The organism is Leucobacter sp. cx-328, assembly GCF_014530035.1.
Lineage (GTDB): Bacteria > Actinomycetota > Actinomycetes > Actinomycetales > Microbacteriaceae > Leucobacter.
In genome coordinates, this window is the sequence record NZ_JACVMX010000002.1 from 117,990 (window position 1) to 142,639 (window position 24,650).

Consider the following 24,650-nt stretch of genomic DNA (forward strand, 5'->3'; position numbering starts at 1 on the left):
TGTGTCGCTTCGCGCTTTAGGGTAAAGACATGGCAGAGCAGGTGTTCCCTAGGGCGGCAAGCGTACCCGCGATTGTTGATCGCGCGGCACGATGGCGGGAGGCCGGGAAGGTGGGCGGATCCGCCGAAACTCCAGACGCGAACCTGCTTGCCGGCATCGCAGGCGACCCGTCACAGCGAGAATTCGTCAACCGCCTCGTCGAGGTGCTGTTCGGCACCGAAGACGCGTTTGCGGCCGCAAACGGCTTGCGCGATGCGTCACAGAACATCCCTGATTCGATGCCGATGAAGGATCGCTTGCTGCTGCGCGCGAGTGGCACGGTGTCGTTCGGCCTACCGTGGCTCGTGAAGCCGCTTGCGCGACGCCATCTACTTGGCCGTGCGTCTGAGCTGATCGCGACCGTGCGCGTCACAGCGCCAACCAAGACCAACCCTGCCAAGTTCACCGGGGTCACCGAACTCTTGCGCGGGATCACTGACGACGGTCTTGAGCCGGTCGTCACCTTGCTCGGCGATACGATCCACGGCAACGCTGGTACAGCGACCGAGGCTCAGCGACTCTTGGCGCTCATCGAGCATGCTGCCGTGCGTCAGGTGGCGATTGATCCGGGCCGCCTCGTCGCTCGCTCGCGCGGGGGAGAGTGGGCGATTGATGCCGACGCTGCGCTCGCCATCGCGGCGCTTGAACCGCTCGCGGAGGCTGCCGTCGACCACGATGTCACGCTCACGCTTGAACCAACCGATCTTGCCTGGGTGCGCGTGCTGCCCACGATCGTCCGCGGCGTGCTCGGCAACGAAGACGCCAAGCGCCTCCGCTTCGGCGTGCGCCTGCCGAGCGACCTGCCTGAATCGCGGGAGCTGTATGCAGAGCTGCACTGCTTCGCGCAGTCGCACGTTGCCAAGGGTGGCGTACCACTTGAGGTGGTCATTGGTCAGTCGCAGGTGGCGGCGCGTGAGCGGATCCGCTCGATTCTCACCGGCCTTGCCGTTCCCGTGATCGAAGATCAGGTCGAGGCTGACGCCCAGTTCCTGCGGCTCATTGAGCTGGTGTTGCACCCGGGTCGTGCGGCCGTGATCCGCCCCGTCATCGCGACCGAAGACGCGCGCATCGCTGCGGCAGCCGTCGAGGTCGCCGAGGTGCTGGAGTCGACGGCGCTGTACAGCTTCCGGCTGCGGAGCGGCGTTGAGTCGCACCTCGCACAGGAGCTCCGTGCGCACGCCGATGTGCAGCTCCTGCTGCCGCTGCTTCCCCGTGGCGAGCACGCGGGCGCGATCGACGTGCTCGTGGGGTACATTGCAGAGTTTGCGGCCGCGGATCTCGCAACAGACCCCGACGCAGCATTCCTGGAATCTGCTGACCTTGCGCAGCTGCCAGCCCCTGCCTCACACCGCACGCAGCACCGTGCGCGCGAGTGGGACCCGAGTGAGCGCGATAGTGCCCTGTTCTACAAGGCGCCAGACGAGACCACGCGCTTTGACACTGGCGGCCTGACGGCAGCCGTGCTTGGCCTGAACCACCAGGAGACGGGCGAGATCACGCTTGAGGAGTTTGCTCCCACGCGCACGATTCCCGCGGTCTCTGCATCCGGCTTCGCGAACGAGCCGCTCACCGATGCCTGCGTCGCGGCAAACCGCACGTGGGTGCGTGAACTGCTGGTGCGATCTGCGTCTGTGACCGCTGGCACCGAGGCAGCCGACGCGACGATCGCGCTCTCGGCTGCAGACCTCGATCCCGCAGCTGCAGCAGCCGCGGCGCGCGAATCAGCCGCGCAGTGGGCGAGCCAGTCACACTCGATCCGCGCCGTGCGCCTACGCCGTGCCGGACTCGCAACCGCGGCAGCCCGCGACCGCATCTTCACCGAGCTCGCAGCTGCGACGGGCGCCCCCGCCCGCGTGCTCGACGCGCAGGTGAACCTCATCATCGACGCCGCCCGCTACGCCGCCCAGCAGGCCGAGGCGCTCCAGACTATGCGCGGCGCGACGTTCGTGCCCGACCGCCTCGTACTCGTCTTCGGCGACGAACAGGCCTCGCTCGGCGTGCAGTCGGGGGCGGTGCTTGCGGCGCTCGCCGCGGGCAGCGGCGTGCTGTGGGCCGTGCCCGCTGCACTCGTGTTCCCCGCCCAGGCGTGCGTTGAGGAGTGGGAGGCTGGCGGTCTGACGCCCGGTGCGATCCGCGTCGTTGGTTTGAGCGTCGAAGAGACCCTGGCGGCGCTCGGTGCGAGCCCCATGGTTGATCGTGCGGTCGTGTTCGGTCGCCGTTCGCTCGGTCGTGAGCTTGCGCGCCACCGCCCCGACTTGCGCGTTGAGGGGCACTTCGTGTCAGGCTCGTCGATGCTCATTACGCCGACCGCCGAGATTGATCGCGCGGTGACCGACCTGGTGGATTCGGCGTTCCGCGCCGATGGCAGCTCGCTCGCGTCAATGAATCGCGCAATTCTGCTCGGCAGCGTCGGTCGTTCGAAGTCCTTCCGCGAATCGCTCGCAGATGCCGTGCGGTCGTTGCGCGTTGGCGATGTTGCGCGGCCGACGGCGGGTGCGGATCCGCTCGCCTACGATGTCGGACCGCTCACGGTTGCACCCTCCGAAGCGGGCCTGCGCGCGCTCACTGAGCTTGGTCGCGGTGAGGAGTGGCTCGTTGAGCCGCGCCTCCTCAGCGAGGACGGTCGCCTGTGGAGCCCCGGCGTGCGCATCGGTGTCTCGCCGAAATCGCAGTTCTGGGTCGACGCGGTTGGCATGCCCGTGCTGGGTATCTCGACGAGTTCCATGCTGAGCGAGGCGATCTCGCAGCAGAATGCCCTCGGCACCGGTGCCACAGCTGGCCTGCAGTCCTGGGATGCGCGCGAGATCGAGACCTGGCTGGAAGAAGTGAGCGCGGCATCGCTCATGCTGAACCGGCCGCTCGGCTCGCACGTGATCGAACGGCAGCCGCGTGGCGGCTGGGATGACTCGGTCATGGGGCTCCCCGTGCTCAGTGGCGGCCCGCACTGGCTCGTAGGCCAGGGGTCGTGGACCCGTCGCCGCGGCACCCGCAGCGACACCCTGCACCTGCGCGGCCTCGACCCCGAGATCGGCCGCCTTATCGAGCTGTTGCAGGCCGACATCACCTACGAGTCGTTTGATGAGCTGCGCCGCGCCGCCCTCGATGACCAGCTCACCTGGCGCACCGACTTCGGTGTTGTGCAGGACGAGATCGGGCTCGGCATTGAGCGCAACGTGCGCCGCGCGTGGCCGGTGGCTGTCCAGGTGCGTCTTGCGCAGGGCGGATCGGTCGTCGGCCTCACCCGCGTGCTCGCTGCCGCATTCCTCGCTCGATCGCCCATTGAGGTGTCGACCGGGGAAGTGCTGCCGGGCGAGCTTCTCGCCTTCCTCGATGCCCAGGGCATCGATGTTTCCCGTGAAACTGATGACGATTGGCTTGCGCGCATCGCAGTGAGCGGGCCGACGGCTGGTGAGGGCATTGCGGCGGATCGCGTCCGCCTCATCGGCGGCGATCGTGTGCGCGTCGCAGAGTGGATGGGCGGGCTTGACCGTGCGGCGCTCTGGGCAGAGTCCGTGACGATGGCGGGTCCGGTCGAGCTGCTCGTGTTCTTACGCGAGCAGGCGATCTCGGCCCGTGCTGAGCGTCACGGACTCGCCCACGAGGTGCCTGGCCTCGACGAGCTACTGAGTTAGGAGCGCTTTCGCGACCTCGATGCCTGCCGGGCCGTCGAGCGATGGAACGCCATCCCACTTCCCGCCAGCAATGGAGACCTCTACGCCAGGCACCCAGACCGTGGTGCCGATGGTGACAACGAGACCAATGTCGACGGTGTGCGCGAAGGCGGTGCCACCCTGCTCCGCAACCCAGGGGTCTGCAAGTGCTTCGGTGCCCTTCATGTCGAGAAGCATGCTGAAGTCAGGCTGCTCTGGGGTTGGGGTGAGTGTGACATCGACGCCGCGAATGTCAGAGAGGTCGGTGCCTGCCTCGCCGCTGCCCCACGAGCAGTAGACGCTTGTTGAGCTGACGTTGCTGCCCTCGAGAGGTACCAGGCCTTCGATGTACGGGGCGACGGCCTCGGCGACCTGGTCGCACGAGGTGATCTTCTCGATCGAGAAGGTGCCGTCATTGGCGCCGGTGTCTTGCTGGGCTGATGGGTTCGTATCGGCCGATCCGGCTGCGGTGTCGGAGGGGTCGGCTGCGCTGGAGCATCCGGCGAGCAGAACGGCAGAAGAGATCAGAGTAAACGTAGTGACAAACTTCTTCATGTCACCAGGTTAGCCTCGCAGCTAGATTTTCTCTATGAACTGCTCATGACGCGAGTGGGGCTGCAGTCGTCGGCGCGACGTTTCGCGTGAGTTCTTCGGTGTGCTCGCGGCTCCAGTTCACGAGCGGGTGCAGCAGTGAAATGAGCTGCAGGCCTGACTTGGTGAGCGTGTAGGTGATCGTGACGGGCGTCGTTGGCTGCACCTCGCGCCGCACCAGGCCCTCGCCTTCGAGCTCCTTCATGCGTGCCGAGAGCAGGCGGTCAGAGATGCCATTGATGAGGTGCTGGTACTCGGAGAAGCGGCGTGCGCCGCGTGCGCCAGCGAGCAGGATCGCCGCATTCCACTTGCGGCCCGCAAGCTCTGCCGCTGACTGAAAACGGCGGCATTCCTCTTCGTTGATGTGCAACATGCTGTGCTCGGTCACGTCTTTCTCCTAACTATTAGTAAGTAGCTTACGCAGTGTTCGCGGTTTTGGGAAGACGGGGTCATGCTGGAGTGAGCAGGCCGGAGCTACCGGCGGAGCGGCCTCACGGAGGTGCGCATCACAGACCAAACGGAGCGTGAACCATGCAGCAGAAGATCGGCATCCTGGGTGCGGGGCGGGTCGGATCCGCCATTGCGCGGGTGGCGATCGCCGCGGGGTATGACGTTGCGATCGCGAGCTCGGGGCCGGCTGCCGACCTCGAACTGCTCGCAGAAATCGTGACCCCCGGCGCGCGTGCCATGGATGCCCGTGGAGCGGCGGAGCACGGCGACATTGTGGTCGTCGCTGTTCCGCTTCATAAGCACACGACGGTCGACGCAGAGCTGCTGCGTGGCAAGGTCGTGATCGACACCATGAACTACTGGGAGCCGATCGACGGCCTGCTTCCTGAGTTCGCCGAGGCTGCAGCCGACGGCGGGGCAGGCACCAGCGCGGTGGTGCGCGGGCACTTCGGCGGATCCGCCATCGTAAAAACGCTCAATCACATTGGCTACCACGACATCGAACTCGAGGCGCGACCAGATGCGCCTGCTGGCGATCCCGCGCGCAGGGCGCTCGGCATCGCGGGCGATGATCCGGAAGCCGTCGCCGAGGTCGCGAGCTTCATTGACGGGATCGGCTTCGACGCCGTGCCCACCGGGCCGCTCGCTTCAGGCGTGCTGTTCCAGCCGGGATCCGCGCTCTTTGGCGCACGCCATACGGCGCCCGAGCTCCGAGACCTCGCTGACGCGCACTGCGCGACCCAGCAATAACGACACAGACCCTTCAACCCAGGAGCACACCATGCAGATTGGCGCCTACAGCTTCGGTGATACGCAGTTCACTGCCGACGGCGAGCAGACGGATACCGCGGGAGCGATCCGCAATCTCTTCGACGCAATCGTCCACGCGGATAGTGTCGGCCTCGACTACTTTGCCATCGGTGAGCATCACACGATGAGCATGCCTGCCTCCGCGCCCGGCACGCTCATCGCGGCGGCCGCGGCAGCGACCAAGCAGATCGTTCTTGGTAGCGGCGCGAGCATCATCAGCACGGACGATCCCGTACGGGTGTTCCAGCAGTTCGCCACCGCCGACGCGATCTCGGGTGGCGGCCGCGTGGAGATCACCGCTGGGCGTGGATCTTCCGTCGAAACCTTCCCCCTCTTTGGCTACGACCTCCAAGACTACGACCGGCTGTACTCCGAAAAGCTCGACCTCTTGTTGAAGATCAACGAAAGCGAGGACGGCCTCGTCTCATGGCGCGGATCGGTGCGCCCGGAGCTTAACCAGCTTGCGGTCGTTCCGCGTCCGGCCGCGGGGAAGCTCCCCATCTGGCTCGCGACGGGCGGTAACGCACAGTCGTCTGCTCGTGCGGGACGCCTGGGAATCCCAGTATCGTACGGCATCATTGGCGGTGAACCGCACCGATTCGCACCGCTCGCGAATCTCTACCGCAAGACGGCAGAGCAGGCTGGGCACACAGGTGACCGCGTGCAGGTGTCGGTGGGCGCGCTCGGTCTCATCGCACCGACCAAACAGGAGGCGCTCGACCGCTTCTACCCAGGTTGGCACAACCTCACGCTTGAAATGGGCAAACTGCGTGGCTGGCCGGCGCAGCCACGCAGCGCGTTCGAGGCGCAGACGGGCCCGCTTGGTGGGTTCTACGTTGGTGCTCCTGATGATATTGCGGAGCGCATCGCGTCGCTGCACGGGCACATGGGGCACACGCGCCACTTCCTCCAGATGGACGTCGGTGGCTTGCCGCAGGAACACTTCATTGAGTCGCTGACGCTGCTCGCGACTGAAGTGGCACCTCGAGTGAAAAGACTTCTTGCGCGTAAGTAATGCGGCGCGCGAGGAGGGAGAAAAGAGCGAGCCGCTCGGTTGGTGATGGCCGAGCGGCTCGTTTGCGTCTGTGTGTGCGAGTGTAGCTAGCGCCGCACGTTGGTGCTTAGAAGCGCCAGACGACCGTCTGGAAGTCTGCGGGAGGCTCAGGGGTCCAGTTCTCAACCTTGGTGACGAGACCAGATCCGCCGGGAACGTTCGACTGGATGATCGTGTACGTGCCATCGCCGTTCACGCCGGTGATGAGCAGCGTGTGCACGCCCGAAACCCATGAGGTGGGGGAGTCGATGCTCTCGTACTGAATAACATCACCGGGCTGTGCGTCGGAGATGCCGAGGCGCACTGCGTCACGGTATGCGCTGACGGGGTCGCTGCCGCCGTCCCAGTACGCGTTGCCCGCCAGAAGCCAGCGACGTGCTGACTGGATGCACTCGCCTGGGGCGCTCCAGCCGGTTGCGCGGCTCGTGCCAACTTCCGATTCTGCAGCGGCGATTGCCTTGTCGACGTCGAAGTTGTGACCGGCGCTGCCGGAGATAGAGGTGAGCTCGAGGATCGAAGGCTGGTCAGCCTCGAAATCGAACTGCGTGGTTTCAAACGTCTGTGCTGCGGGTACAGCCGCCACCGTTGAGGTCGGGGTGACCGAGTAGTCCACAGCGTCTGAAGAGCCGGTTGCTGCGAACGCAGGTGCCGCGCAGAGGGAGAAGGTGGTGACCGCGACTACTCCGACAATCAGCGGCTTAAACGGTGAACGCACCTGGTGGACTCCTCAACGGTTTTCGGTCCCCGCGGTCGCGGAAACAACTTGACCAGTATGCGTTACCTTTCTGTGATAATTCAAACCGAAATGAGAAAAAGTACTGTGAACAGGGGCTTTGTATTTTCTGTGATTGTCGATGTGCGTCGCCGGTGCGAGTTCAGGTAATGTGGTCTCCTGTTGGTGCACGCACCAGCATGGAGGATTCGCATAGCGGCCTAGTGCGCACGCCTGGAACGCGTGTTGGGTTAACGCCCTCAGGGGTTCAAATCCCCTATCCTCCGCCACAGGGAAAGCCCCTCGCAGAAGTTCGACTTCTGCGAGGGGCTTTTGGTTTGTGTTGACGCGTGCGCGTGGCCCTGGGTGGATCCGCGCTGCTTGCGCTCCGATCCGCGCCCGAACCCGCGCCCCCAACCCGCGCCCCCAACCCGCGCCCCCAACCCGCGCCCCCAACCTGCGCTCCGACCCGCGCCCCAACCCCGCGAAAATGGCCGTTTCTTGCACAGCGACCCCTTTCATACGCATGAAAGGGGCGATCTCGGCAGAAACGGTCGGTTTCGCGGGGTTGAGGGGACGGGCAGAGCGCAACAAGGTACAGTTTGAGGCATGGCTGATTCTTCATTTGACGTAGTGAGCAAGATCGACTCGATGGAGGTCGAAAACGCTATCAACCAGGCCCGCAAGGAGGTCGAGCAGCGTTACGACTTCAAGGGCGTTGGTGCTGACGTGTCGCTCTCGGGCGAGACGATCATGATCAAGGCAAACACTGAAGAGCGCGCGAACGCAGTGCTCGACGTGCTCCAGTCCAAGTTCATTAAGCGCGGACTCTCCCTCAAGGCGCTTGACACCGCCGAGCCCTACCCGAGCGGCAAGGAATACCGCATCGAGTCGAAGCTCAAGGAAGGCATCGACCAGGCGACTGCGAAGAAGCTGAACAAGCTCATTCGCGACGAGGGTGCGAAGTCGGTCAAGAGCCAGATTCAGGGCGACGAGCTGCGCGTCTCCTCGAAGAGCCGTGACGATCTGCAGGACACCATCGCACTCCTCAAGGGCGCAGATGTTGAGGTCGCGCTGCAGTTCGTGAACTTCCGCTAATGATCGGCCAGAACCTCCTCGGCCCCGAGCCCACGCTCCTCGCCGAGGACACCGCAGTGCAGGCCGCGCTCGCCGCGGGCGATTCCCTCGAGTCGATCGTGCGCGCACACCCCGAGTCGCCCCTCGCGTGGGCGCTGCTCGCAGACGAGGCGTCGGCTGCTGGCCGCGAGATTGAGGCGTACGCCTTTGCTCGTGTCGGCTACCACCGCGGCCTCGACTCGCTGCGCAAGTCAGGTTGGCGCGGAGCTGGCCCTGTGCCCTGGTCGCACGAGCCCAACCGTGGTGTGCTGCGTGCGCTGTTCGCGCTGCGCCGTGGCGCCGCCGCGATCGGTGAGACCGGCGAGGTCGAGCGCCTCACTGAGTTTTTGAATGGCGCGGATCCGGAAGCGATCCCCGCAATCGAAGCGCTCTAGCGAGTTCTGCTCGCGCGTGCGCGCCCCGTGCGCGCCCCATGCGCTGGCCCCCGGAGACAGTTATTCACACTGTCTTTCCGGGGGCTTTTGCGTGCGCAGAATGTGTGATTTACTGCCTCGCTTTGCAACTGTTGGCGACCCTGGTGTGAATTGGCGGCCATCGCGCGTTTGAGCTTGAACTGCGGTTGAATGAGCGGGCTACGCTGAACCACCTTCGAACATGAGGAGCCTTCAGCATGACCCTAGAAAGTAGCCCCGCCCAGCGGGCACAATTTGGTAAGCCGACGAGTGCGTTCATCGGCGCATCATGGGCCGCGCTGGCGCTCGGCATCGTCGTGTATTTCGTGAGTCTGTGGCGGGCAGACATGGAGCCTTTTGAGAAGGGCTTCTTCCTTGGCGCGTTCTTCTTCGGTGTCGTGAGCGCGGTCGGGCTGCAGAAGTCGGTCCGCGACCGTCACGAGGGCGTACCCGTGACCTCGCTGTATCTCGGCGTTTCGTGGCTTGGCCTCGGCCTGAGTATTGTGCTGCTCACGTGGGGCCTGTGGAAGAGTCCGCTCCTGCCGAGTGAGAACGGACTGTACGGCATGACCTTTGCGATGACAGTGTTTGCGGTCACGGTCGTGCAGAAGAACGTGCGCGACCTCATCGCATACAAAGCGCAGCACCCTGAACTGTACGGGCCTGACGCGATCGAAGCGAGACGGCAGACTGCGGAGCGGGGTGCGAGTGACTAACGCCGCGCAACCTCACGGAGCGTGCCATCAACCCGTCGCGTCCAGCCCTTCGCATCGAGTAGCTCAAGCAGCGGAATCGCTACGCGTCGCGTGGTGTCGAGCGCCTGCCGCGCCTGGCTCGTTGTAAACGGCTGGGGCAGCGCTGCGAGCCGTTGCATCGCGAGCGCGGGTGCCTGTGGCAGCAGAATGACTCCGTCTGAGAGTCTGATCACTCGTCCCGCACGCTCTGCGGTCGCGAGCTCTTTCGCCCCAAGCTTGAGGCGCGCGAGGTCGTCGGCCTCCGGAGCCGCGAACGGCTGCGTGCGAAGGCCACGTTCCAGCGCGGCCACGCCCTTCTCAGCTGGGCCGAGATCGATGGTCGCGCCGGGCTCGCGCAGCACGCCACCGGTTGACTCAAGCTTCGCGTGGTGCGCGACGAGCGGGAGGAGCGAAGCGTCGGGCATCGTCGGCGCGTCCGCCGACGTGCCTGGTGCTGCGCCAGCCGGTGCATCAGCGCGCATGAGCGCGTCGCGTGCTGCGCCGTGAGGGAGGCCAGGGCTGAGCGGGTCATGTTTGCGTTGCTGAGTGACGGCCTGCCGAAGTCGCTGCACCCAGGCGGTGAGAGCAGGGCCGTGGATCCACCAGCGAATCTCGCCGATCCGTACCTCACGCAGGCGCTCTTCGTGTGATGCGTCTGGCGCAAGCTGCGGCACGGTCGCAAGTGAGGCGTGTCCGAAACGCTCCAATTCGGTGACCCGAATAGCGCCGCGGCGGCGAACGTCTGCGAGGGGCGATCCGCCTACTGGCAGGGCCGCAAGCGCGGTCGCCCGTGCGCGGCCAGCGCCACGGCGGCCAAGCTCCGGCGGCTCGAGATCGAGCACGGTAGCGCCGGCGAATACCGATCGGCTACCGGGCGCCCTGAGTACGAACCGGTCACCGAGTTCGAGGGGGAGTACTCGCTCCAGAGTGAGGCGTGCGTGGTCGTCATCGAAGGGGCGCACGCGCGCGGTCACGGCGGCGGTACCGATGTGGACATTGAGCTCCTGCGGGCCATCGGCGAACGGCTGGCCCATGGTGCGGCGCACGTCGATCTGGTCCACAAGACACCAGGCATCGGGGGTGACCAATGCGTCACCGCGGCCGATTGCACCAGCGACACCGTCTCGCAGGTTCACCGCGACGCGAGCGTACGGAGCAACGCGGTCGGCTGCCGCGTTCTGGCTGTGGAGTCCGCGCACCGAGGTGTCTTGGATCCCAGACTCGCTGACGACGGTGAGCGCATCGCCCTTGGCCAGCGCGCCTGCCGTGAGGGTGCCGGTCGCCACCGTGCCGGAACCCTTGACCGTGAACGCGCGATCCACCCACAGGCGCACGCGGGTGTCGGTGCGCGGAGCGGGAGCGTCCGCGAGCACAGCGTCGAGCGTTGCTAACAGCTCAACGGTGCCGGTTGGTGCCGTGCCGCCGCCGGGAATCCCGACGGGCACGATCGGTGCCTCTGCCAGGGGAGTGCCCTCAAACTCGGCGCGGATCGCCGCAGCGACCTCAGCTACCTGTTCGGGGGCGCGATCCGCCCGTGTGATCGCAAACACCGCCCGCGAGAGTCCGAGCGCCGCCACCGCATCGCGATGATCGGTGGACTGAGCCTGCCAGCCTTTGTCTGCCGCAACGACGAACAGCACGACCGGCGCCGGGCCAACGCCCGCGAGCATGTTGCCAAGAAACCGCTCGTGACCAGGCACATCGACGAATGCGAGGTCACGGCCGGAAGGCAGGGTGGTCCATGAAAACCCGAGGTCGATGGTGAGTCCGCGGCGCTGCTCTTCTGCGAGGCGGTCCGTCTGCATGCCAGTGAGAGCGTGCACGAGGGTGGACTTGCCGTGGTCTACGTGTCCGGCGGTAGCGACAACGTACATGGTTAGGCGGCGGGCTCGGTCTCGACTGCGCGCAGCACCGCGATGATTGCGGCCGCGAGATCAGTATCTTGGTGCGGTGGGACGCAGCGCAAATCAATCAGACAGTTGCCCTGAGCCGTGCGGGGAACGACCGCGGTCGCACCCGCGCGGAGCGGTGACGCACAGTGTTCGGGGAGCGCGAGTGCCCAGCCGGGCAGCGGGACGCCCGGGGCTCCGCCGCCACCGACGCGGCCGTCGTGCGGCACGACCTCGAATGTACGCCCGATCGCCTCGGCAACCGCCGTGGCAAGCGCCTCAACACGAGTGCGTAGCTCGGAACGTTTCACGTGCAACGCTGCCTGGACCGGGGTTTCCGGGCCGCGGAGCGTCGCCTCGAGCGCCGCGAGCGCGAGCTTGTCGACGCGCACAGCCCGCGCCAGCGGGTGCTTCGCGAGCTGCCCAATCGCCGCCTTCGTGCCGTAGAGAATGCCAGCCTGCGGGCCACCGAGTAGCTTGTCGCCGCTCGCAATCACGATGTCAGCGCCAGCCTGAAGGGCCGCGGTGATGTCGGGTTCGTCTGGAATTACAGACTCGGGGTGGATGAGACCGCTGCCGAGGTCGACGATGAGGGGGATCCGCGCCCCGTTTGCCCCGCCGTCAGCGCCGCCAACAGCCGCGTGCGCATCGAGCAACGCACGCAATTCGGCAACCTCGACGCCCGAGGTGAATCCCTCGACTCTGAAGTTGCTCGGATGTACCTTCAGCACGCAGCCGACGCCCGCGCCGAGCGCACGCTCGTAGTCTGCCGGGTGCGTGCGATTCGTTGCGCCGACCTCGCGCAGCCGCGCGCCGGTCGTTTCCATGAGGTCAGGCAGGCGGAACCCCGCACCAATCTCCACGAGTTCACCGCGGCTCACGACAATGTCGCCCACGGTGCCGGGCGTGCGCGGATCAGCCCCAACGCCCAACGCCGTCACCGCCAAGAGCAGTGCGGCGGCACCGTTGTTCACAACGAGCGCGTCCTCCGCAGCAGGGCAGGCTTCGAGGAGGGCGGCCTTCGCGCCGAGTCCGCGGCCGCTGCGCTGGCCCGTGCCGAGGTCCATCTCGATGTCAGCGTAACCCGCGGCCCGCGTCACCGCGCGGATCGCGCCCTCCGACAGGGGAGCGCGGCCGAGGTTCGTGTGGATGATGACGCCCGTCGCGTTGATGACCGGGGTGAGTGTTGCGGGCGAGGCCGCCGCGAGTGCTTCGACGACAGTGTTGCTCACAGCATCTGGCGTGATTTCTCCCGCGCGAGCTCGCGCCTGTGCGTCCGTGATGATCGCGCGAATCGCCTGCTCGCCAAGCCACGTGCGTGCGTCCTCGACCGCTGGCAGCGCGAGGAGCTGATCCGTGCGCGGGATGCGGCGGCGCGGGTCGGTGCCCGTGGCGGTGCTCGTGCTCGCGCCAGCGCGCGCTCCGGTGCTCGACTCAGTGTTCGTCGTCGTGCTCATTCGCTCGCCACCTTGCGGTCGATGATCCGCGCCCCGCGAAAGCGGCACCGGAACCGGGATAAAACTGGCGGAAGCGGACGGGAATCGAACCCGCCAAACCGAGATACTCGGTTTCACCGGTTTTGAAGACCGGGGGCACCACCAGGAACCAGACGCTTCCACTGAGGATCCTACACACCCTCGCGGGTTGCCCGCGCCGCCCGATAGGGTCAAGGCATGACTGTTAATGGGGACAACATTCGACTGACCGGCTTTGCACACGGTGGCGGCTGCGCCTGCAAGATTCCGCCGGGAGAGCTGGAGAATGCGGTTCGCGGTCTGGTTGGCCAGACAGCGCCGAACGTCCTAGTCGGCCTCGATGACGGGGACGACGCTGCCGCCGTCCTCGTGCGCGACGACCTCGCGGTGCTTTCGACCGCAGATTTCTTCACTCCCGTTGTGGACAACGCTTACGACTGGGGGCGGATCGCAGCAGCAAACGCGCTCTCCGACATCTACGCGATGGGCGGCACCCCGATCACCGCGATTAACCTCGTCGGTTGGCCCCGCGAGAAGCTCCCCATGGAACTCCTCACCGAGGTTCTCCGCGGCGGACTCGACGTCGCAGCCGAGGCCGGCTGCCCCGTCACCGGCGGACACTCCGTCGATGACCCCGAACCCAAGTACGGCATGGCGGTCACCGGCGTCGCCGACCCGCAGAAGCTCATGCGCAACGACGCGGCCGTCGCCGGCCTGCCCATTACGCTCACGAAGCCGATCGGCGTTGGCGTGCTGAACAACCGCCACAAGCAGACGGGCGAGCGCTTCGAGCACGCGATCGCGAACATGACCCAACTCAACCGCGATGCCGCGGCCGCTGCGGTTGCTGCTGGCGTGCGGGCCGCGACGGACGTCACCGGCTTCGGCCTCCTGGGTCACCTGTACAAGATGTGTCGCGCCTCCGGCGTTGGCGCGACCCTCGACATGAGCGCGATTCCGCTGCTCGACGGCTCGCGTTCATCCCTGGAAGAGGGCTTCGTTCCCGGCGGATCACGTCGCAACCTCGACTGGGTTCGCCCGCACCTGACCGCAGACGCTGGCATTACCGAGGACGACCTCATCTTGCTCGCCGATGCCCAGACCTCGGGCGGGTTGCTCGTGGTGGGTGAGATTCCCGGGCATCCCGTGATTGGTGAGACCACGGCGGGGAGCGGGATCCGCGTCCGCTAGCCGCGCCCACACTGCCCGCCCCGCGCCCGGCTCGCCGCTGCTCGGCCCTGCCTTGCTCGGCCCGGCCTCCCCGGGCGACCCATTTCTCCTCGGTCAGAGATCGAGCGTCGGTAAGACGAATTCGGGCTTAAACGCCCTACCGAAGCTCGATCTCTGACCGTAGCGAACAGGTCAGGGGAGGATCGTGCTACTCGCGCTGCTTGAAGTAGATGAACAGTGCCCGCTCGCGGATCGTCACCGTCGCAACCACCACCCCAGCGAGCGCGCCAGCAGCGCCCAAGCCGATGACGCGTGCGGCGATGCCGAGCAGGCTACCCACGTCGTCGGGGTAGTAGCCCGCGAACACAGCGGTGGCGCCAAACGTCACGCCGCTCGCGAGCACCACCCAGACGGACTGCTGCAGCAGCTGCATCCGCGTGAGAGCTCCGCGGCCCACACCCGCGTGCTGCGCGGAAGCAAGTTCCAGCCGCCGTGACCGCACCGCGAAGACCCCGATCGCCGCTCCCGCGATGAGTGCGAGGTATGGGTCGAACCGGCTCATGCGGCTCGAAAACATCGCAGCACCGTCGAAGGTGCGCCCGAGCGTGGTGTTGAGCTGGCTCAGATCGGGGGACGGGGCGTCGGGCTTATCCGCGGGGATGACGACCGAGTGCAGCAACCCGTTGACCTCGGGGAGCTCCGGCCAAGACTTTACCCAGCACTCGTCGTAGGGCTCGGAAGACGTCGGCTCTGGCATCACCACCGCGAAGCCGTACCCGGCCATGCGTCCGTCGTCGGGGTACGGGAAGACCCCCGCAATCACGAGCTCATCTGGCTCACCGGGAAGCGTCTGCAACCCCTCGCCGAACTGGTCGAGCACCTGGCTGCCGACGAAGACGCCGGTGTCTGATCCGCCAGCCCCGCCAGCACCGCCACCCGGTCGCTCAACCCCGAGCACCTGCTCGATCCCTGGCGTCGCAACGTACTGCGACAGCGGAACCGATCGCATCGTCGTCGCCCGAAACTGCCCGGGCAGCTGCCGCACCGCAGCGGCAGTGACGTCGTAGTTGTCGGCGAGCGCGACGCAGGCAGCGCCGTCGACTCGGCCCGCGGATGACACAATCCGCACATTCGCGCCCGCCTGTTGGAACTTCTGCGCCGCATCAATCACCGCCGCGACCGACGACACCTCGTGCGCGGTGAGCAGCCCGAGCACCGCGAGGTACACGAGGAAATACAGCAGGAGTTTCGACGTCCCTGTGCCGACATCGCGCGCGGCCTCACGCAGAACTGCGGCGGCCCTCACTCTGGCACCGCCGCAAACTCGGCAAGGTCGACGATGCGGTCGCAGGCCGCCGCGGTGTCGGGGTCGTGGGTCGCGATGAGCACGATTCCGCCAGCGCTCCCGATCGACGCAATCGCGGCGTTCACCGTGGCCGCGCTCTGCCGGTCGAGCTGCGCGGTCGGCTCATCGACGAGCAGCAGGTCAGGCTTCACCGCGAGGGCACGCGCGAGCATGAGGCGCTGCGCCTCGCCGCCAGACAGCATCGAGAACGGTCGCCGATCGCTGAGGTGCGAAAGCCCCACGACTGCGCAGATGTCGGCGGCTTCGGTGTCGGCGTCAGCGATCCGCGCACCTGCCGCAAGCAACGGCAGCGCAACATGATCGATCGCGGCCCGCCGCGCGACACCGTGCGGATTCTGAAACACCCACTGCACCCGCGCCAGCCCCGCCTGTTCGATGGAGCCCTCCGTCGGAGCGAGCCACCCGGCCACGATCGACAGCAGCGTGCTCTTTCCGCTGCCGCTCGGGCCAACGATGGCGCAGCGCTCACCGCCGGAAAACTCCGCTGAAAGCTCACGAAACAACCACGGGTTCGCGTCACTAAATCGCTGCCCCAACCCGCAAAACCGCAGCGACCGGCTCCCCAGCCCCGCGTTCACTACGTCGCGCATGTGCGGTCCGTAGATTTCGGCACGTCAACGCGTGTGGGCAACGCTGCCTCGGCGTCCACAGGCGTGAAGTAGGTCTTGCCGAGCCGCGACCCAACAATGTTGATGGCGAAGCTGGCACCCTGCGCGGTCAGACAGCCGCCCGATTCGCTCACGCCAAACACGGCGGCGGGCGGCACCGCACTCACCGCCGAGTTTTCCACCAGCGCGAGCACGCCTGGCGCGCTCGGTTTCTTCGAGTCATTTGAATTGGCGAATCCCATCCCGCCACCGTCCGTTTCCTCAGTGCCGCGCGAGTAGACGCCCGAGAGCTCGAGGAGCGCCGCGGCGTCAGTCATGACCCCGGACTCATCGACGGGAACTGTCACGCCAGACACCTTAAGGATGCGGGCGCCGGGCGCGAGGTCGAGCGGAAGGGCCTCGATCCGCGCACTCGTCAGGGCGCCCTTCACCTTGCCGAATTCCGCGCCAGCTTCGACCGTGGCGCCCACGGCCGCGGAGCAGCTCCGCATCGTCACCTCGGGAGCTGGAAGCCACATGATCCGCTCGCTCGGCACCGCCTCAAGCTTGGGCAGATCGTCTTCATCGACGTCCGGGTTAAGCTTGCGCGCGACTGCTTCGAGCACGGCATCATTCACTTTGCCGGTTGAATTGAGATCGGCGCCGAGCCTGGCCAATTCGACGCGGATCGCGTCAACGTCAGCACCCTCCGACTCGGGCGTGAGGCTCTGCCAGAGCGGGGTCGACGTGTGCAGCGCGAGGATGGGCTGGCCGTCAACGCTGGCAACGAGTTGGCCTGATTTCAGGGTGCTGTTGTCCGCGCAAGCGCTCTTCGTGACGCGGCCCCCACTTGGCAGCGTGAGTAAGGTGTCGTTACCCGCGTCAAACGCGACCTGTACGGTGCGAGCGTCGTCGAACTCTGCGGTCTCGACGGCGAAGGATTGCGCCGCGGTCGCAGGCTGCAGGGTTGCGGGCGGTCGTGGCGGCAGCAGGTACTGCCCGCCGACCGAGCCTGCCAGAACGACAAGAACTGCGGCGATCGCCAGACCTACGAAGAGACCGGTTCGTTTCTCAGTCACGGAATGCTCCCTCGGGATCCTTTTCGCAATCCTTCTCCGCCATTGCTGTTTCGAATTCATCAGCAATCGCGTACTCCGACACCCATGTCTCACGGAACTTTTCGACCGTGTAGTCAGCTGGAACAACACCTGAACGGATCAAACAGGCAGTGATCTCTGCGCTCCGATCATGATTATCTGGGTTAGCTTGGATCATGTAATACAGAGAGATGACCTCAAATGCGCCAGTGCTCTTCTCGCACTCGGAAGCGATCCTTTGGTTCTCTTCGGGGTCAGTGACTGACGCATACTCCAAGGTGTATGAGAGGCCGTTCTCGAAGTCGTCAAACTTGAGCCCGCGTGAGGTTACGCATGATCGGAAGGCTTCGGTGACTGCCTGTTTCTCTGCTTCGGTGATGACTTCATCGCGCAAATAGTCGCGAATTTCCTCATTCGAAGCGCTCGCGTAAGCTTCTCGGAATTCATCCGCCCACGGCCCCTTGAAATCAGGCAAATCGGGGACGTGGGAGTAGTCGACTTCCTCTGCACTGTTTTGTTTGCCAGCAGATGCCGTGCCGCTGCACCCGGTCAAGAGCAGACATGATGTGACCAGGAACGCGAGGATCTCGAGCGGCCTATACTCGCTAGTCATTGAACGACCCGATTGGATCGGCTGTGCATGTGTTGTAAGCAGCCCAGGCTTGAACCTCGTCCTTGAGGAATAATCCTGCAAAAAGGTCGCTCTTGCTTGGGTCGATCGTGAACTCTGGTGGAACTGTTTTGGACCGGATCATGCATGCGGCAATTTCTTCGCTGAGATCCTTGTTCCCGGGATTGCCTTGAATGTGGAAGTAGAGGCTTATGACCTGATCAACCCCGGTGCTGGCCTGGCACTCATTGGTGATGAGGTTGGCCTTATCTGGATCCGTTACAGACGCAAAGCCAAAGCCGAAAGAGCCGTCGTTGTTGAAATCATCGAACGTGAGCCCTTGCGAAGTAAGACAATTTCGAAATGCTTCAGTGACGGCTTGCTTCTCAACCTCGGTGATTTCTTCGTTTCGGAGGTACTCACGAATTTCGTCAGTAGGTGCGGATTCAAATGCCTGACGAAATTCCTCGGCCCATGGCCCTGAGAACTTCGGTGTTTCAGTGGTTTCTTTGGCTTGCGAGGTTTCGGAACTGGGTGTGGGCTGGCTGCAGGAAGTTAGGGCGGTTATACAGCACACCATCGAAGCCAACAGTCTCAGTGTTCTAGACGATTGTTGCTTACTAGAATTTTGGGCCAATTATCTATCCTTACGAAAACGGGGGAGCCCCGGCCCTTTTGAGGCCGGGGCGTTGCGATCAGTAGACGTAGTAATAAGCGCGGTTCGTCACCCCGAATAGTGCGCCTGTCGCTTGAACAGCGATATATGCGGTTTTTCCGGGAGCCATGTCCAATGAGCGAACACAACCACGTTTGTTGCAAGCGGTTGAACGGTGCTTCTTCCTAGGATGGTCGTACTTCGAAAAGACAAAGATGGTGCTCGAAGGTTCAACAAACCCATAACGCCAGGTGCCCCCTTCCGGGTACTTCACAACGGCCGAAGCCGCCGAGACGCCACCAAACACCGAGGTACCAACGAGGACGAGACCTGCCATGAGCGCAGTGATTCGCTTCTTCTGTTTCATGTGTTCACTCCCTTGCGAACGTGTGGATATGAAAACCTCGAGGGCTGTCGATATTCCTCCCGTTTACACGCCCGATCAATGGGGTGACGTGCGATGAACCGGAGTTCGGCCTGGAGTGGCAAAAGATGACGAGAAGTGGGCGGATCGGGGCAGCGAGGCACCGATCCGCCCACTGGCACAGGGAAACGAAAGAACCCCTGAGGCCGAAGCTTCGGGGGTTCATAGCTGGGGGTCTGGGCGCCCGACACAGCGTTCGCGTGGGTCAGAAATCGAGCGTCGGTAAGGCGAATTCGGGCAAAAACGTCTTACGGAAGCCACTATTTCTGACCGAGGCGAAATGGGCCGGGGCGCGAAGGGGGCGCGAGCGCGCCCAGCACTACCCGGCGGTCGTGATCGAGTCGTCGACGATGCCGCGGCGGCGGCGCTCTTCGAGGCGACGCTTCTGCGGCTCGATGACGTAGCGCGGATCCTTGGTCGACTCCAAGCCAGCCTCAAGCACGCCAAATCGCGTCAGCGCCGAGGCCGCAAGCAGCGTCACGCCAGAGGCAACGGCGACCGCACGATTGCGCCCGCCGAGCAGCGCGCCGAGGCCACCGGCCGCGGCGAGGTACTTGCTCCACTTGAGCATCTTGCCTGGGGTGCCGTGGTGCAGAGGCTCCGCGGCGACGGGGTCCATACGGCGCTCCATGAGCTCCGACGCAACGAGCTCAGCGGCCGAGCCAGCGACGGCGAGCACGCGTGCGGGCTTCGCGTCGGCGACCGGGGTCGTGATCATGCCGAGTCCGCCGGAGGCGAGGCTCGCAGAGCTCACGAAGACGAACGCGAGGTCTTCCTTCGCGGCGTTCCAGGTGGGGTTCGCGGTGTCAGACAGCAGCACGCCGGTGTAGGCGGCGAGCGGCGCAGCGAAGACTGCCGAGGCAACGCCAGCGGGCGCCTCAACGAACTTCAGGACGGGACGCAGCGGGCCGAGTGGCAGCTTACGCTTGGTCATGCGATCCACCTCGGCGACGGCGGCGACACCGGCGCCGGCGCTGAACGCGCCAAGGATCCACGAGCCAACGCTCATGGGCGACGTCACCTTAAAGGTGCGGAACATGTTGAGGAAGCGCTCCGGCCGGCCAAGGTCGACAATGAGCGCGACCGCGCCAAGACCCGCAGCACCGATGGCCGCGAGGCGACTGTTGCGACGCAGCTTGGCGTTCTTCGTGAACTGCGCTCCGGCAGCGAGCAGCGACGATCCGCCAGCAACACCACCGAGGAAAAGATAGATGCCGATGGGGGCTTCCCACGGCGGAGCTTTGACGATCGGGCGATCGTAGTACGAGGTAAATTCGACCTCGGGAACCATCGCCATCTCGCGCGAACCGTCGGAACGGCCAGCGCCGCCACCGGCGCCAAAACCGCCCCCGCGCCGCTTCCGCTTGCCGCCGCGCTTCCGCGGCCCCTCGGGCGGGCGGTACGCGTCGTACTCAGAGATGCTCACCGACGTCCTCCGGCCATGAATGCAAGGGCAACTGCGCCCACCATGCCGGCCGCAGCAATCGCGGCCCGCTTGAACATACGCGGCAGATCAGCCGTCGCGACCCGCGGATCGGGCGGCAGGCCGTACACCTCAGGCTCGTCGAGCAGGAGGAAGACCGAGCCGGTTCCGCCGACGCCGTCCTTCGGGTTCGCGCCGTAGAGGCGAGCCTCGGTGAGGCCCTGCTTGTGCAGTTCGCGGACGCGAGCGCGCGCGATCTTCGCGAGGTCTTCCTTGCTGCCGAACTTGATCGACGTCGTCGGGCATGCTTGGGCGCACGCGGGAGTCTGATCGTCGGTGAGGCGGTCGTAGCAGAGGGTGCACTTCTGAGCGACGCCGACGTTTGGCGTCGCCGCCTGCTCGCCGGGCGTGAAGTCGCGGTTGGTCTTGGGCTGTGCGATGCCGTCCTTGCGGCGCTCGATCACGCCGAAGGGGCAGCCAGCGACGCAGGTGCCGCAGCCGTTGCAGACGTCCTCTTGGACGACGACCGTGCCGAACTCGGTGCGGTAGAGGGCGCCGGTCGGGCAGACGTCGAGGCAGCCAGCGTTGGTGCAGTGCTTGCACACGTCAGAAGACATGAGCCAGCGGAAATCAGGGGTGTCGGGAGGCGCGGTATCGAGGCCAGAGAGGTCGCCGTCGCCCAGGTCGCCGCGCTCAAGGAACGCGTTCGTGCCGCGCGGCTTCGGGCCACCGATCGAGGGCATGCCGAGGCCGATGAGCTTGCGACCGCTCTCGCGGGCCGCTTCGATCTTCTCTTTGCCCTGCTCTACGAAGGCGACGTGGCGCCAAGTGTCTGCGCCGAGCGAACCGGTGTTGTCGTACGACGACTCTGACAGCTTCCAGTCGGAGTCTGCCGGGTTTCGGTTCCACTCTTTACACGCGACCTCGCACGCCTTGCAGCCGATGCAGATCGAGGTGTCGGTGAAGAAGCCCTTGTGGTTGTGCTCGTCACGGGTCTGATGATGCGACTCAGTGAGGTGTCCACTCATTCGCTGTCCCCTTCGACGTCTGGCTGCTGCGGTTCAGCATACGCCGCATCGTCGTGCGGGCTGATCGCTGTCTCTACCGTAATGCCTGCGCGCTGCTGGTACTCGGCAACGAGATCGAGCAGCGCCTGACCGCGCGGACGACGGCCCGGCACAATCGCGCACGCACCGACCTTTGACTCCTGGATGAGGACGTTCGGATCCATCGCGATGCCGAGCAAGTCATTCGCAGCGTCACCCGAGACGACGGCGTCGCCGCCAACGCCCCAGTGATACGGCAGGCCGATCTGGTGCACCATGCGGCCACCGATCTCGAGCGCCTTCACGCGGTCCGTCACGAGCACCTTGGTCTCGATCGCGGCACGCGGCGAAATGATCGTCGCCCAGCCGTACGGCTCGAGTCCGTACTCCTCTGCGAGCTCGGGTGAGACCTCGCAGAACATCTCGGGCTGCAGCTCCGCAAGGTACGGCAGCCAGCGGCTCATGCCACCAGCGGTGTGGTGCTCGGTCAGACGGTAGGTCGTGAACGAGTGCGGGTACACCTCGGCGCCAGGCTCGATGTCACTCGGCGCACTGAGGTTGTCAGTGCGGTTCATGGTGACTCGCGTTGGCGATCGCTGCTGGTCATAGACCGGGTTCGCGACCTGTGACTCCTGCGGCTCGTAGTGCGTCGGCAGCGGGCCATCTGCAAGCCCCTTCGGAGCGTACAGCCAGCCCTTACCGTCGGCCTGCATGATGAACGCATCGGTTCCAGACAGGCCGGCAGCGCCGGTTGCGCCAGGTTCGGGGCGCGCGTCGGGCGCAAGCCCAACGGGGAAGTCAGGGTTGTCGTGTCCGACCCACTTCTTCGCGTCCTCGTCCCACCAGACGTACTTCTTTCGCTCACTCCAGGGCTTGCCCTGGGGATCCGCCGAAGCGCGGTTGTAGAGCATCCGTCGGTTCGCGGGCCATACCCACGCCCAATCGCCGCCATCGGGTGACTGATCGTCCTTACGGGGGCGAAGGGCCGAGTGGTTCACGCCGTCTGCGTAGACGCCGGTGTAGATCCAGCAACCGCCAGAGGTCGAGCCGTCGGCCTTCATCTCCGTGTACGAAGACAGCGGCTTGCCGGCGTTCTCGCCAGTGACGTGGAAGCCGTTGATCTCAGCGAGCACTGCCTCGGGGTCGGGGTTGCCGTGGGCATCCGCCGGGTAATCCCAGGTCAGGTCAAGGAGCGGACGATCGCGCGGATCGGTGGAGTCCTTCAGACGCTCGCGGATCCGCACACCCAACTCATGGAAGAAATCAAGCTCGCTCTGAGCCTGTCCGGGCGGCTGGACCGCCTGGTGGCGCCACTGCACCATGCGCTGGGTCTGCGTGAAGGTACCCGACTTCTCGACGTGGTTTGCGGCGGGCATGAAGAAGACCTCGGTTTCGATGTCTTCCGTGCGCAGCTCGCCCGATTCGATCTCGGGGCCGTCCTTCCACCAGGTAGCCGACTCGATCATCGCGAAATCGCGGATCACGAGCCACTTCAGGTGTGACATTGCCAGGCGCTGCATGCGACCGTGCGCCGAACCAACGGCCGGGTTCTGGCCAAAGATGAAGTAGCCATCGATCTCGTCGGCCATCATCTTCGCAACCGTTTGATAGGTGCCGTGCGGACCATCGAGACGCGGCAGATAGTCGAAGCCCCAGTCGTTCTCAGCAGTCGCCTTGTCGCCCCACCAAGACTTCATGAGACTCACGGTGTACGCCTCGGCCTCGCTCCAGAAACCGACCTGATCGGGGGTGCGGATCGCGTCCACATATTCCGTCATCGACGTTTTGTCGACGGTCGGCATGGGGAGGTAACCGGGCAGCAGGTTGAAGAGCGTCGGGATATCGGTCGAGCCCTGGATACTTGCGTGACCACGCAGCGCCATGATGCCGCCGCCGGGACGGCCCATGTTGCCGAGCAGCAGCTGCAGAATCGCCGACGTGCGGATGAACTGCGCACCCATCGTGTGCTGGGTCCAACCAACCGCGTACGCGAAGCAGGTCGTGCGGTCGCGGCCCGAGTTCTCGGTGATCGTGCGCGCAAGGTACGCGAAGTCTTCCTCAGAGATGCCACAGGTCTCGCGCACCATCTCAGGCGTGTAGCGAGCGAAGTGGCGCTTGAGGATCTGGAACACCGTGTGCGGGTTCTCCAGGGTCTCGTCACGCAGGTAGCGCTCGTCGCCAGCCAGCTCAGCGTCACCCTTTTTCTGGGTGCGCTGGTACGCCCAGGTCGACTGATCATACTTGCCAGTCGTCTCGTCGTAGCCAGAGAACAAGCCGTCGAGGTCTTCCGTGTCACGGAACTCTGGGCTCACAATCGTCGCCGCGTTCGTGTACGCCACAACGTAGTCCCGCAGCCAGTGATCGCCTGCGATGACGTAGTTGATAAGCGCGCCGAGCAGCACAATGTCCGACCCTGCGCGGATCGACACGTGCTTGTCAGCCACTGCGGAAGTTCGCGTGAAGCGCGGATCAATATGGATGATCTTGGCGCCACGAGCCTTCGCTTCAGTCACCCACTGGAATCCAACGGGATGGCACTCGGCCATGTTGGAACCCTGGATGACGATGCAATCCGCATTGGCCATATCTTGCAGCGGCTGTGTAGCGCCACCTCGGCCGAACGAAGCTCCCAAACTGGGAACTGTTGCGGAGTGTCAAATACGGGCCTGGTTCTCGATCTGGATCGCGCCAGCCGCCGTAAAGAGCTTCTTGATGAGGTAGTTTTCCTCGTTATCGAGGGTCGCGCCGCCGAGGGCCGCAATGCCCATCGTGCGGCGGAGCGCACGCCCCTGCTCGTCGACGTCTTGCCACCACTTTTTGCGGGCGTCGAGGAAGCGATCCGCAATCATGTCTATCGCGGTGTCGAGGGACAGCGGCTGCCACTCGCGAGAGCGGGGTGCGCGGTACAAGATTTCGGTCTGCCTGGTTGCGGAGTTCACGAGCTGCTCGCTCGCCGAACCCTTCGGGCAGAGGCGGCCACGCGAGATCGGCGAATCGGGATCGCCCTCGATCTGAATGACCTTTTCGTCCTTGACGAAGACCTTCTGGCCGCAACCAACGGCACAGAACGGGCACACGCTCTGCACGACGCGATCGGCAGTAGCGGTACGAGGGGTCTTATCGCGGGACTTTTGCGACATGACAGCGTCGCCCCGCCCGAACTTGTCGTTCGAGCGCAGCTGCCGGAGAACCGGCCACTCAAGGGGACTAAACCGCGCCATGCTCGCCACACTATCCGATCTGTAAAGCGAAGCGCCAGGGCATATGCCGTCGATGTGCCGGGCAATTTGCCACGATTCAAGGAGAACGAACGTTCTCCGGTGGTTTGCTATCATAGAG

At 65.0% G+C, this 24,650-nt stretch carries 21 protein-coding genes and 2 tRNA genes; 8 read left to right on the plus strand and 15 right to left on the minus strand.

What is annotated here, in order from left to right:
* The first annotated feature begins 29 nt into the window (after positions 1 to 29).
* Positions 30 to 3,671: a proline dehydrogenase family protein gene (locus ICL81_RS03200; RefSeq protein WP_188033539.1), complete on the plus strand. Its 3,642-nt coding sequence runs from the start codon at positions 30 to 32 to the stop codon at positions 3,669 to 3,671.
* Here the strand turns inward: ICL81_RS03200 and ICL81_RS03205 are convergent.
* Together ICL81_RS03205 and ICL81_RS03210 are read right to left on the minus strand one after the other, a co-directional pair.
* A complete protein-coding gene (locus ICL81_RS03205) occupies positions 3,660 to 4,244 on the minus strand; it encodes a hypothetical protein (RefSeq protein ID WP_188023642.1) in 585 nt (194 codons plus the stop codon). The two genes, ICL81_RS03200 and ICL81_RS03205, sit on opposite strands and share 12 nt — an antisense overlap.
* A 43-nt stretch (positions 4,245 to 4,287) precedes the next feature.
* On the minus strand, positions 4,288 to 4,668 hold the full coding sequence (locus tag ICL81_RS03210) for a helix-turn-helix domain-containing protein (RefSeq protein WP_353055405.1): 381 nt from the start codon (positions 4,666 to 4,668) through the stop codon (positions 4,288 to 4,290).
* A 143-nt stretch (positions 4,669 to 4,811) separates the two neighbouring features.
* Here ICL81_RS03210 and ICL81_RS03215 point away from each other — a divergent pair, with 143 nt between their 5' ends.
* A complete protein-coding gene (locus ICL81_RS03215; protein ID WP_188033540.1) occupies positions 4,812 to 5,480 on the plus strand; it encodes an NADPH-dependent F420 reductase in 669 nt (222 codons plus the stop codon).
* Positions 5,481 to 5,511: 31 nt separating this feature from the next.
* Positions 5,512 to 6,555: an LLM class flavin-dependent oxidoreductase gene (locus ICL81_RS03220; RefSeq protein ID WP_188033541.1), complete on the plus strand. Its 1,044-nt coding sequence runs from the start codon at positions 5,512 to 5,514 to the stop codon at positions 6,553 to 6,555.
* 106 nt (positions 6,556 to 6,661) lie between these two features.
* On the opposite strand, the gene ICL81_RS03225 is transcribed toward ICL81_RS03220, so the two are convergent.
* On the minus strand, positions 6,662 to 7,309 hold the full coding sequence (locus ICL81_RS03225) for a lipase (protein ID WP_188033542.1): 648 nt from the start codon (positions 7,307 to 7,309) through the stop codon (positions 6,662 to 6,664).
* A gap of 199 nt (positions 7,310 to 7,508) precedes the next feature.
* On the opposite strand from ICL81_RS03225, the gene ICL81_RS03230 reads away from it, so the two are divergent.
* From ICL81_RS03230 to ICL81_RS03245, 4 genes are all read left to right on the plus strand, one after another.
* Positions 7,509 to 7,596, plus strand: a tRNA-Ser gene (locus tag ICL81_RS03230).
* Between the two features lie 319 nt (positions 7,597 to 7,915).
* Positions 7,916 to 8,404, plus strand: a complete 489-nt coding sequence (locus ICL81_RS03235) for a YajQ family cyclic di-GMP-binding protein (protein ID WP_188033543.1) — start codon at positions 7,916 to 7,918, stop codon at positions 8,402 to 8,404.
* Positions 8,404 to 8,817 (plus strand): DUF3151 domain-containing protein, encoded by a 414-nt coding sequence (locus ICL81_RS03240; protein ID WP_188033544.1) that lies wholly within the window; start codon positions 8,404 to 8,406, stop codon positions 8,815 to 8,817. The genes ICL81_RS03235 and ICL81_RS03240 overlap by 1 nt, the downstream gene beginning before the upstream one ends.
* Before the next feature lie 236 nt (positions 8,818 to 9,053).
* The gene (locus tag ICL81_RS03245; protein WP_188033545.1) at positions 9,054 to 9,551 is read left to right on the plus strand and encodes a YiaA/YiaB family inner membrane protein; all 498 of its coding nucleotides are present in this window, start codon (positions 9,054 to 9,056) and stop codon (positions 9,549 to 9,551) included.
* Here the strand turns inward: ICL81_RS03245 and ICL81_RS03250 are convergent.
* The 3 genes from ICL81_RS03250 to ICL81_RS03260 all read right to left on the minus strand — a co-directional run bounded on the left by ICL81_RS03250 (position 9,548) and on the right by ICL81_RS03260 (position 13,075).
* Complete coding sequence (locus tag ICL81_RS03250) at positions 9,548 to 11,443, minus strand: SelB C-terminal domain-containing protein (RefSeq protein WP_188033546.1); 1,896 nt, start codon at positions 11,441 to 11,443, stop codon at positions 9,548 to 9,550. The genes ICL81_RS03245 and ICL81_RS03250 overlap by 4 nt on opposite strands.
* A gap of 2 nt (positions 11,444 to 11,445) precedes the next feature.
* On the minus strand, positions 11,446 to 12,915 hold the full coding sequence (selA, locus tag ICL81_RS03255; RefSeq protein ID WP_188033547.1) for an L-seryl-tRNA(Sec) selenium transferase: 1,470 nt from the start codon (positions 12,913 to 12,915) through the stop codon (positions 11,446 to 11,448).
* A 65-nt stretch (positions 12,916 to 12,980) separates the two neighbouring features.
* A tRNA-Sec gene (locus ICL81_RS03260) sits at positions 12,981 to 13,075 on the minus strand.
* 56 nt (positions 13,076 to 13,131) lie between these two features.
* Here ICL81_RS03260 and selD point away from each other — a divergent pair.
* On the plus strand, positions 13,132 to 14,124 hold the full coding sequence (selD, locus tag ICL81_RS03265; protein ID WP_188033548.1) for a selenide, water dikinase SelD: 993 nt from the start codon (positions 13,132 to 13,134) through the stop codon (positions 14,122 to 14,124).
* A gap of 187 nt (positions 14,125 to 14,311) precedes the next feature.
* Here the strand turns inward: selD and ICL81_RS03270 are convergent, their stop codons facing one another.
* The 9 genes from ICL81_RS03270 to fdh form a co-directional block, all read right to left on the minus strand.
* Complete coding sequence (locus tag ICL81_RS03270) at positions 14,312 to 15,409, minus strand: hypothetical protein (protein WP_188033549.1); 1,098 nt, start codon at positions 15,407 to 15,409, stop codon at positions 14,312 to 14,314.
* Positions 15,406 to 16,059, minus strand: coding sequence for an ABC transporter ATP-binding protein (locus tag ICL81_RS03275; protein ID WP_188033550.1), 654 nt, complete (start codon positions 16,057 to 16,059; stop codon positions 15,406 to 15,408). The genes ICL81_RS03270 and ICL81_RS03275 overlap by 4 nt, the downstream gene beginning before the upstream one ends.
* The gene (locus ICL81_RS03280) at positions 16,047 to 17,135 is read right to left on the minus strand and encodes a hypothetical protein (protein ID WP_188033551.1); all 1,089 of its coding nucleotides are present in this window, start codon (positions 17,133 to 17,135) and stop codon (positions 16,047 to 16,049) included. Before ICL81_RS03280 ends, ICL81_RS03275 begins: the two co-directional genes overlap by 13 nt.
* The gene (locus ICL81_RS03285) at positions 17,128 to 17,766 is read right to left on the minus strand and encodes a hypothetical protein (protein ID WP_188033552.1); all 639 of its coding nucleotides are present in this window, start codon (positions 17,764 to 17,766) and stop codon (positions 17,128 to 17,130) included. The genes ICL81_RS03280 and ICL81_RS03285 overlap by 8 nt, the downstream gene beginning before the upstream one ends.
* Entirely contained in the window at positions 17,759 to 18,352 is a 594-nt protein-coding gene (locus ICL81_RS03290; RefSeq protein ID WP_188033553.1) for a hypothetical protein, read from the minus strand. Before ICL81_RS03290 ends, ICL81_RS03285 begins: the two co-directional genes overlap by 8 nt.
* Before the next feature lie 106 nt (positions 18,353 to 18,458).
* Positions 18,459 to 18,785, minus strand: a complete 327-nt coding sequence (locus tag ICL81_RS03295) for a lactococcin 972 family bacteriocin (protein ID WP_188033554.1) — start codon at positions 18,783 to 18,785, stop codon at positions 18,459 to 18,461.
* Positions 18,786 to 19,161: 376 nt separating this feature from the next.
* Positions 19,162 to 20,268, minus strand: coding sequence for an NrfD/PsrC family molybdoenzyme membrane anchor subunit (gene nrfD / locus ICL81_RS03300; RefSeq protein ID WP_188033555.1), 1,107 nt, complete (start codon positions 20,266 to 20,268; stop codon positions 19,162 to 19,164).
* Positions 20,265 to 21,293 carry a 4Fe-4S dicluster domain-containing protein gene (locus ICL81_RS03305; RefSeq protein WP_188033556.1) on the minus strand — a complete coding sequence of 343 codons (1,029 nt, stop codon included), beginning with the start codon at positions 21,291 to 21,293 and terminating at the stop codon, positions 20,265 to 20,267. The genes nrfD and ICL81_RS03305 overlap by 4 nt, the downstream gene beginning before the upstream one ends.
* Positions 21,290 to 24,532, minus strand: a complete 3,243-nt coding sequence (gene fdh, locus ICL81_RS03310) for a formate dehydrogenase (protein WP_188033557.1) — start codon at positions 24,530 to 24,532, stop codon at positions 21,290 to 21,292. Before fdh ends, ICL81_RS03305 begins: the two co-directional genes overlap by 4 nt.
* Between the last annotated feature and the right edge of the window lie 118 nt (positions 24,533 to 24,650).

Coding starts and splice junctions, on each gene's coding strand:
- ICL81_RS03285 (WP_188033552.1), bottom strand. CDS start 17,766: ATGACTAGCGAGTATAGGCCGCTCGAGATCCTCGCGTTCCTGGTCACA.
- ICL81_RS03235 (WP_188033543.1), top strand. CDS start 7,916: ATGGCTGATTCTTCATTTGACGTAGTGAGCAAGATCGACTCGATGGAG.
- ICL81_RS03200 (WP_188033539.1), top strand. CDS start 30: ATGGCAGAGCAGGTGTTCCCTAGGGCGGCAAGCGTACCCGCGATTGTT.
- ICL81_RS03220 (WP_188033541.1), top strand. CDS start 5,512: ATGCAGATTGGCGCCTACAGCTTCGGTGATACGCAGTTCACTGCCGAC.
- selA (WP_188033547.1), bottom strand. CDS start 12,915: ATGAGCACGACGACGAACACTGAGTCGAGCACCGGAGCGCGCGCTGGC.
- ICL81_RS03240 (WP_188033544.1), top strand. CDS start 8,404: ATGATCGGCCAGAACCTCCTCGGCCCCGAGCCCACGCTCCTCGCCGAG.
- selD (WP_188033548.1), top strand. CDS start 13,132: ATGACTGTTAATGGGGACAACATTCGACTGACCGGCTTTGCACACGGT.
- ICL81_RS03250 (WP_188033546.1), bottom strand. CDS start 11,443: ATGTACGTTGTCGCTACCGCCGGACACGTAGACCACGGCAAGTCCACC.
- ICL81_RS03245 (WP_188033545.1), top strand. CDS start 9,054: ATGACCCTAGAAAGTAGCCCCGCCCAGCGGGCACAATTTGGTAAGCCG.
- ICL81_RS03205 (WP_188023642.1), bottom strand. CDS start 4,244: ATGAAGAAGTTTGTCACTACGTTTACTCTGATCTCTTCTGCCGTTCTG.
- ICL81_RS03275 (WP_188033550.1), bottom strand. CDS start 16,059: ATGCGCGACGTAGTGAACGCGGGGCTGGGGAGCCGGTCGCTGCGGTTT.
- ICL81_RS03295 (WP_188033554.1), bottom strand. CDS start 18,785: ATGAAACAGAAGAAGCGAATCACTGCGCTCATGGCAGGTCTCGTCCTC.
- ICL81_RS03305 (WP_188033556.1), bottom strand. CDS start 21,293: ATGAGTGGACACCTCACTGAGTCGCATCATCAGACCCGTGACGAGCAC.
- ICL81_RS03215 (WP_188033540.1), top strand. CDS start 4,812: ATGCAGCAGAAGATCGGCATCCTGGGTGCGGGGCGGGTCGGATCCGCC.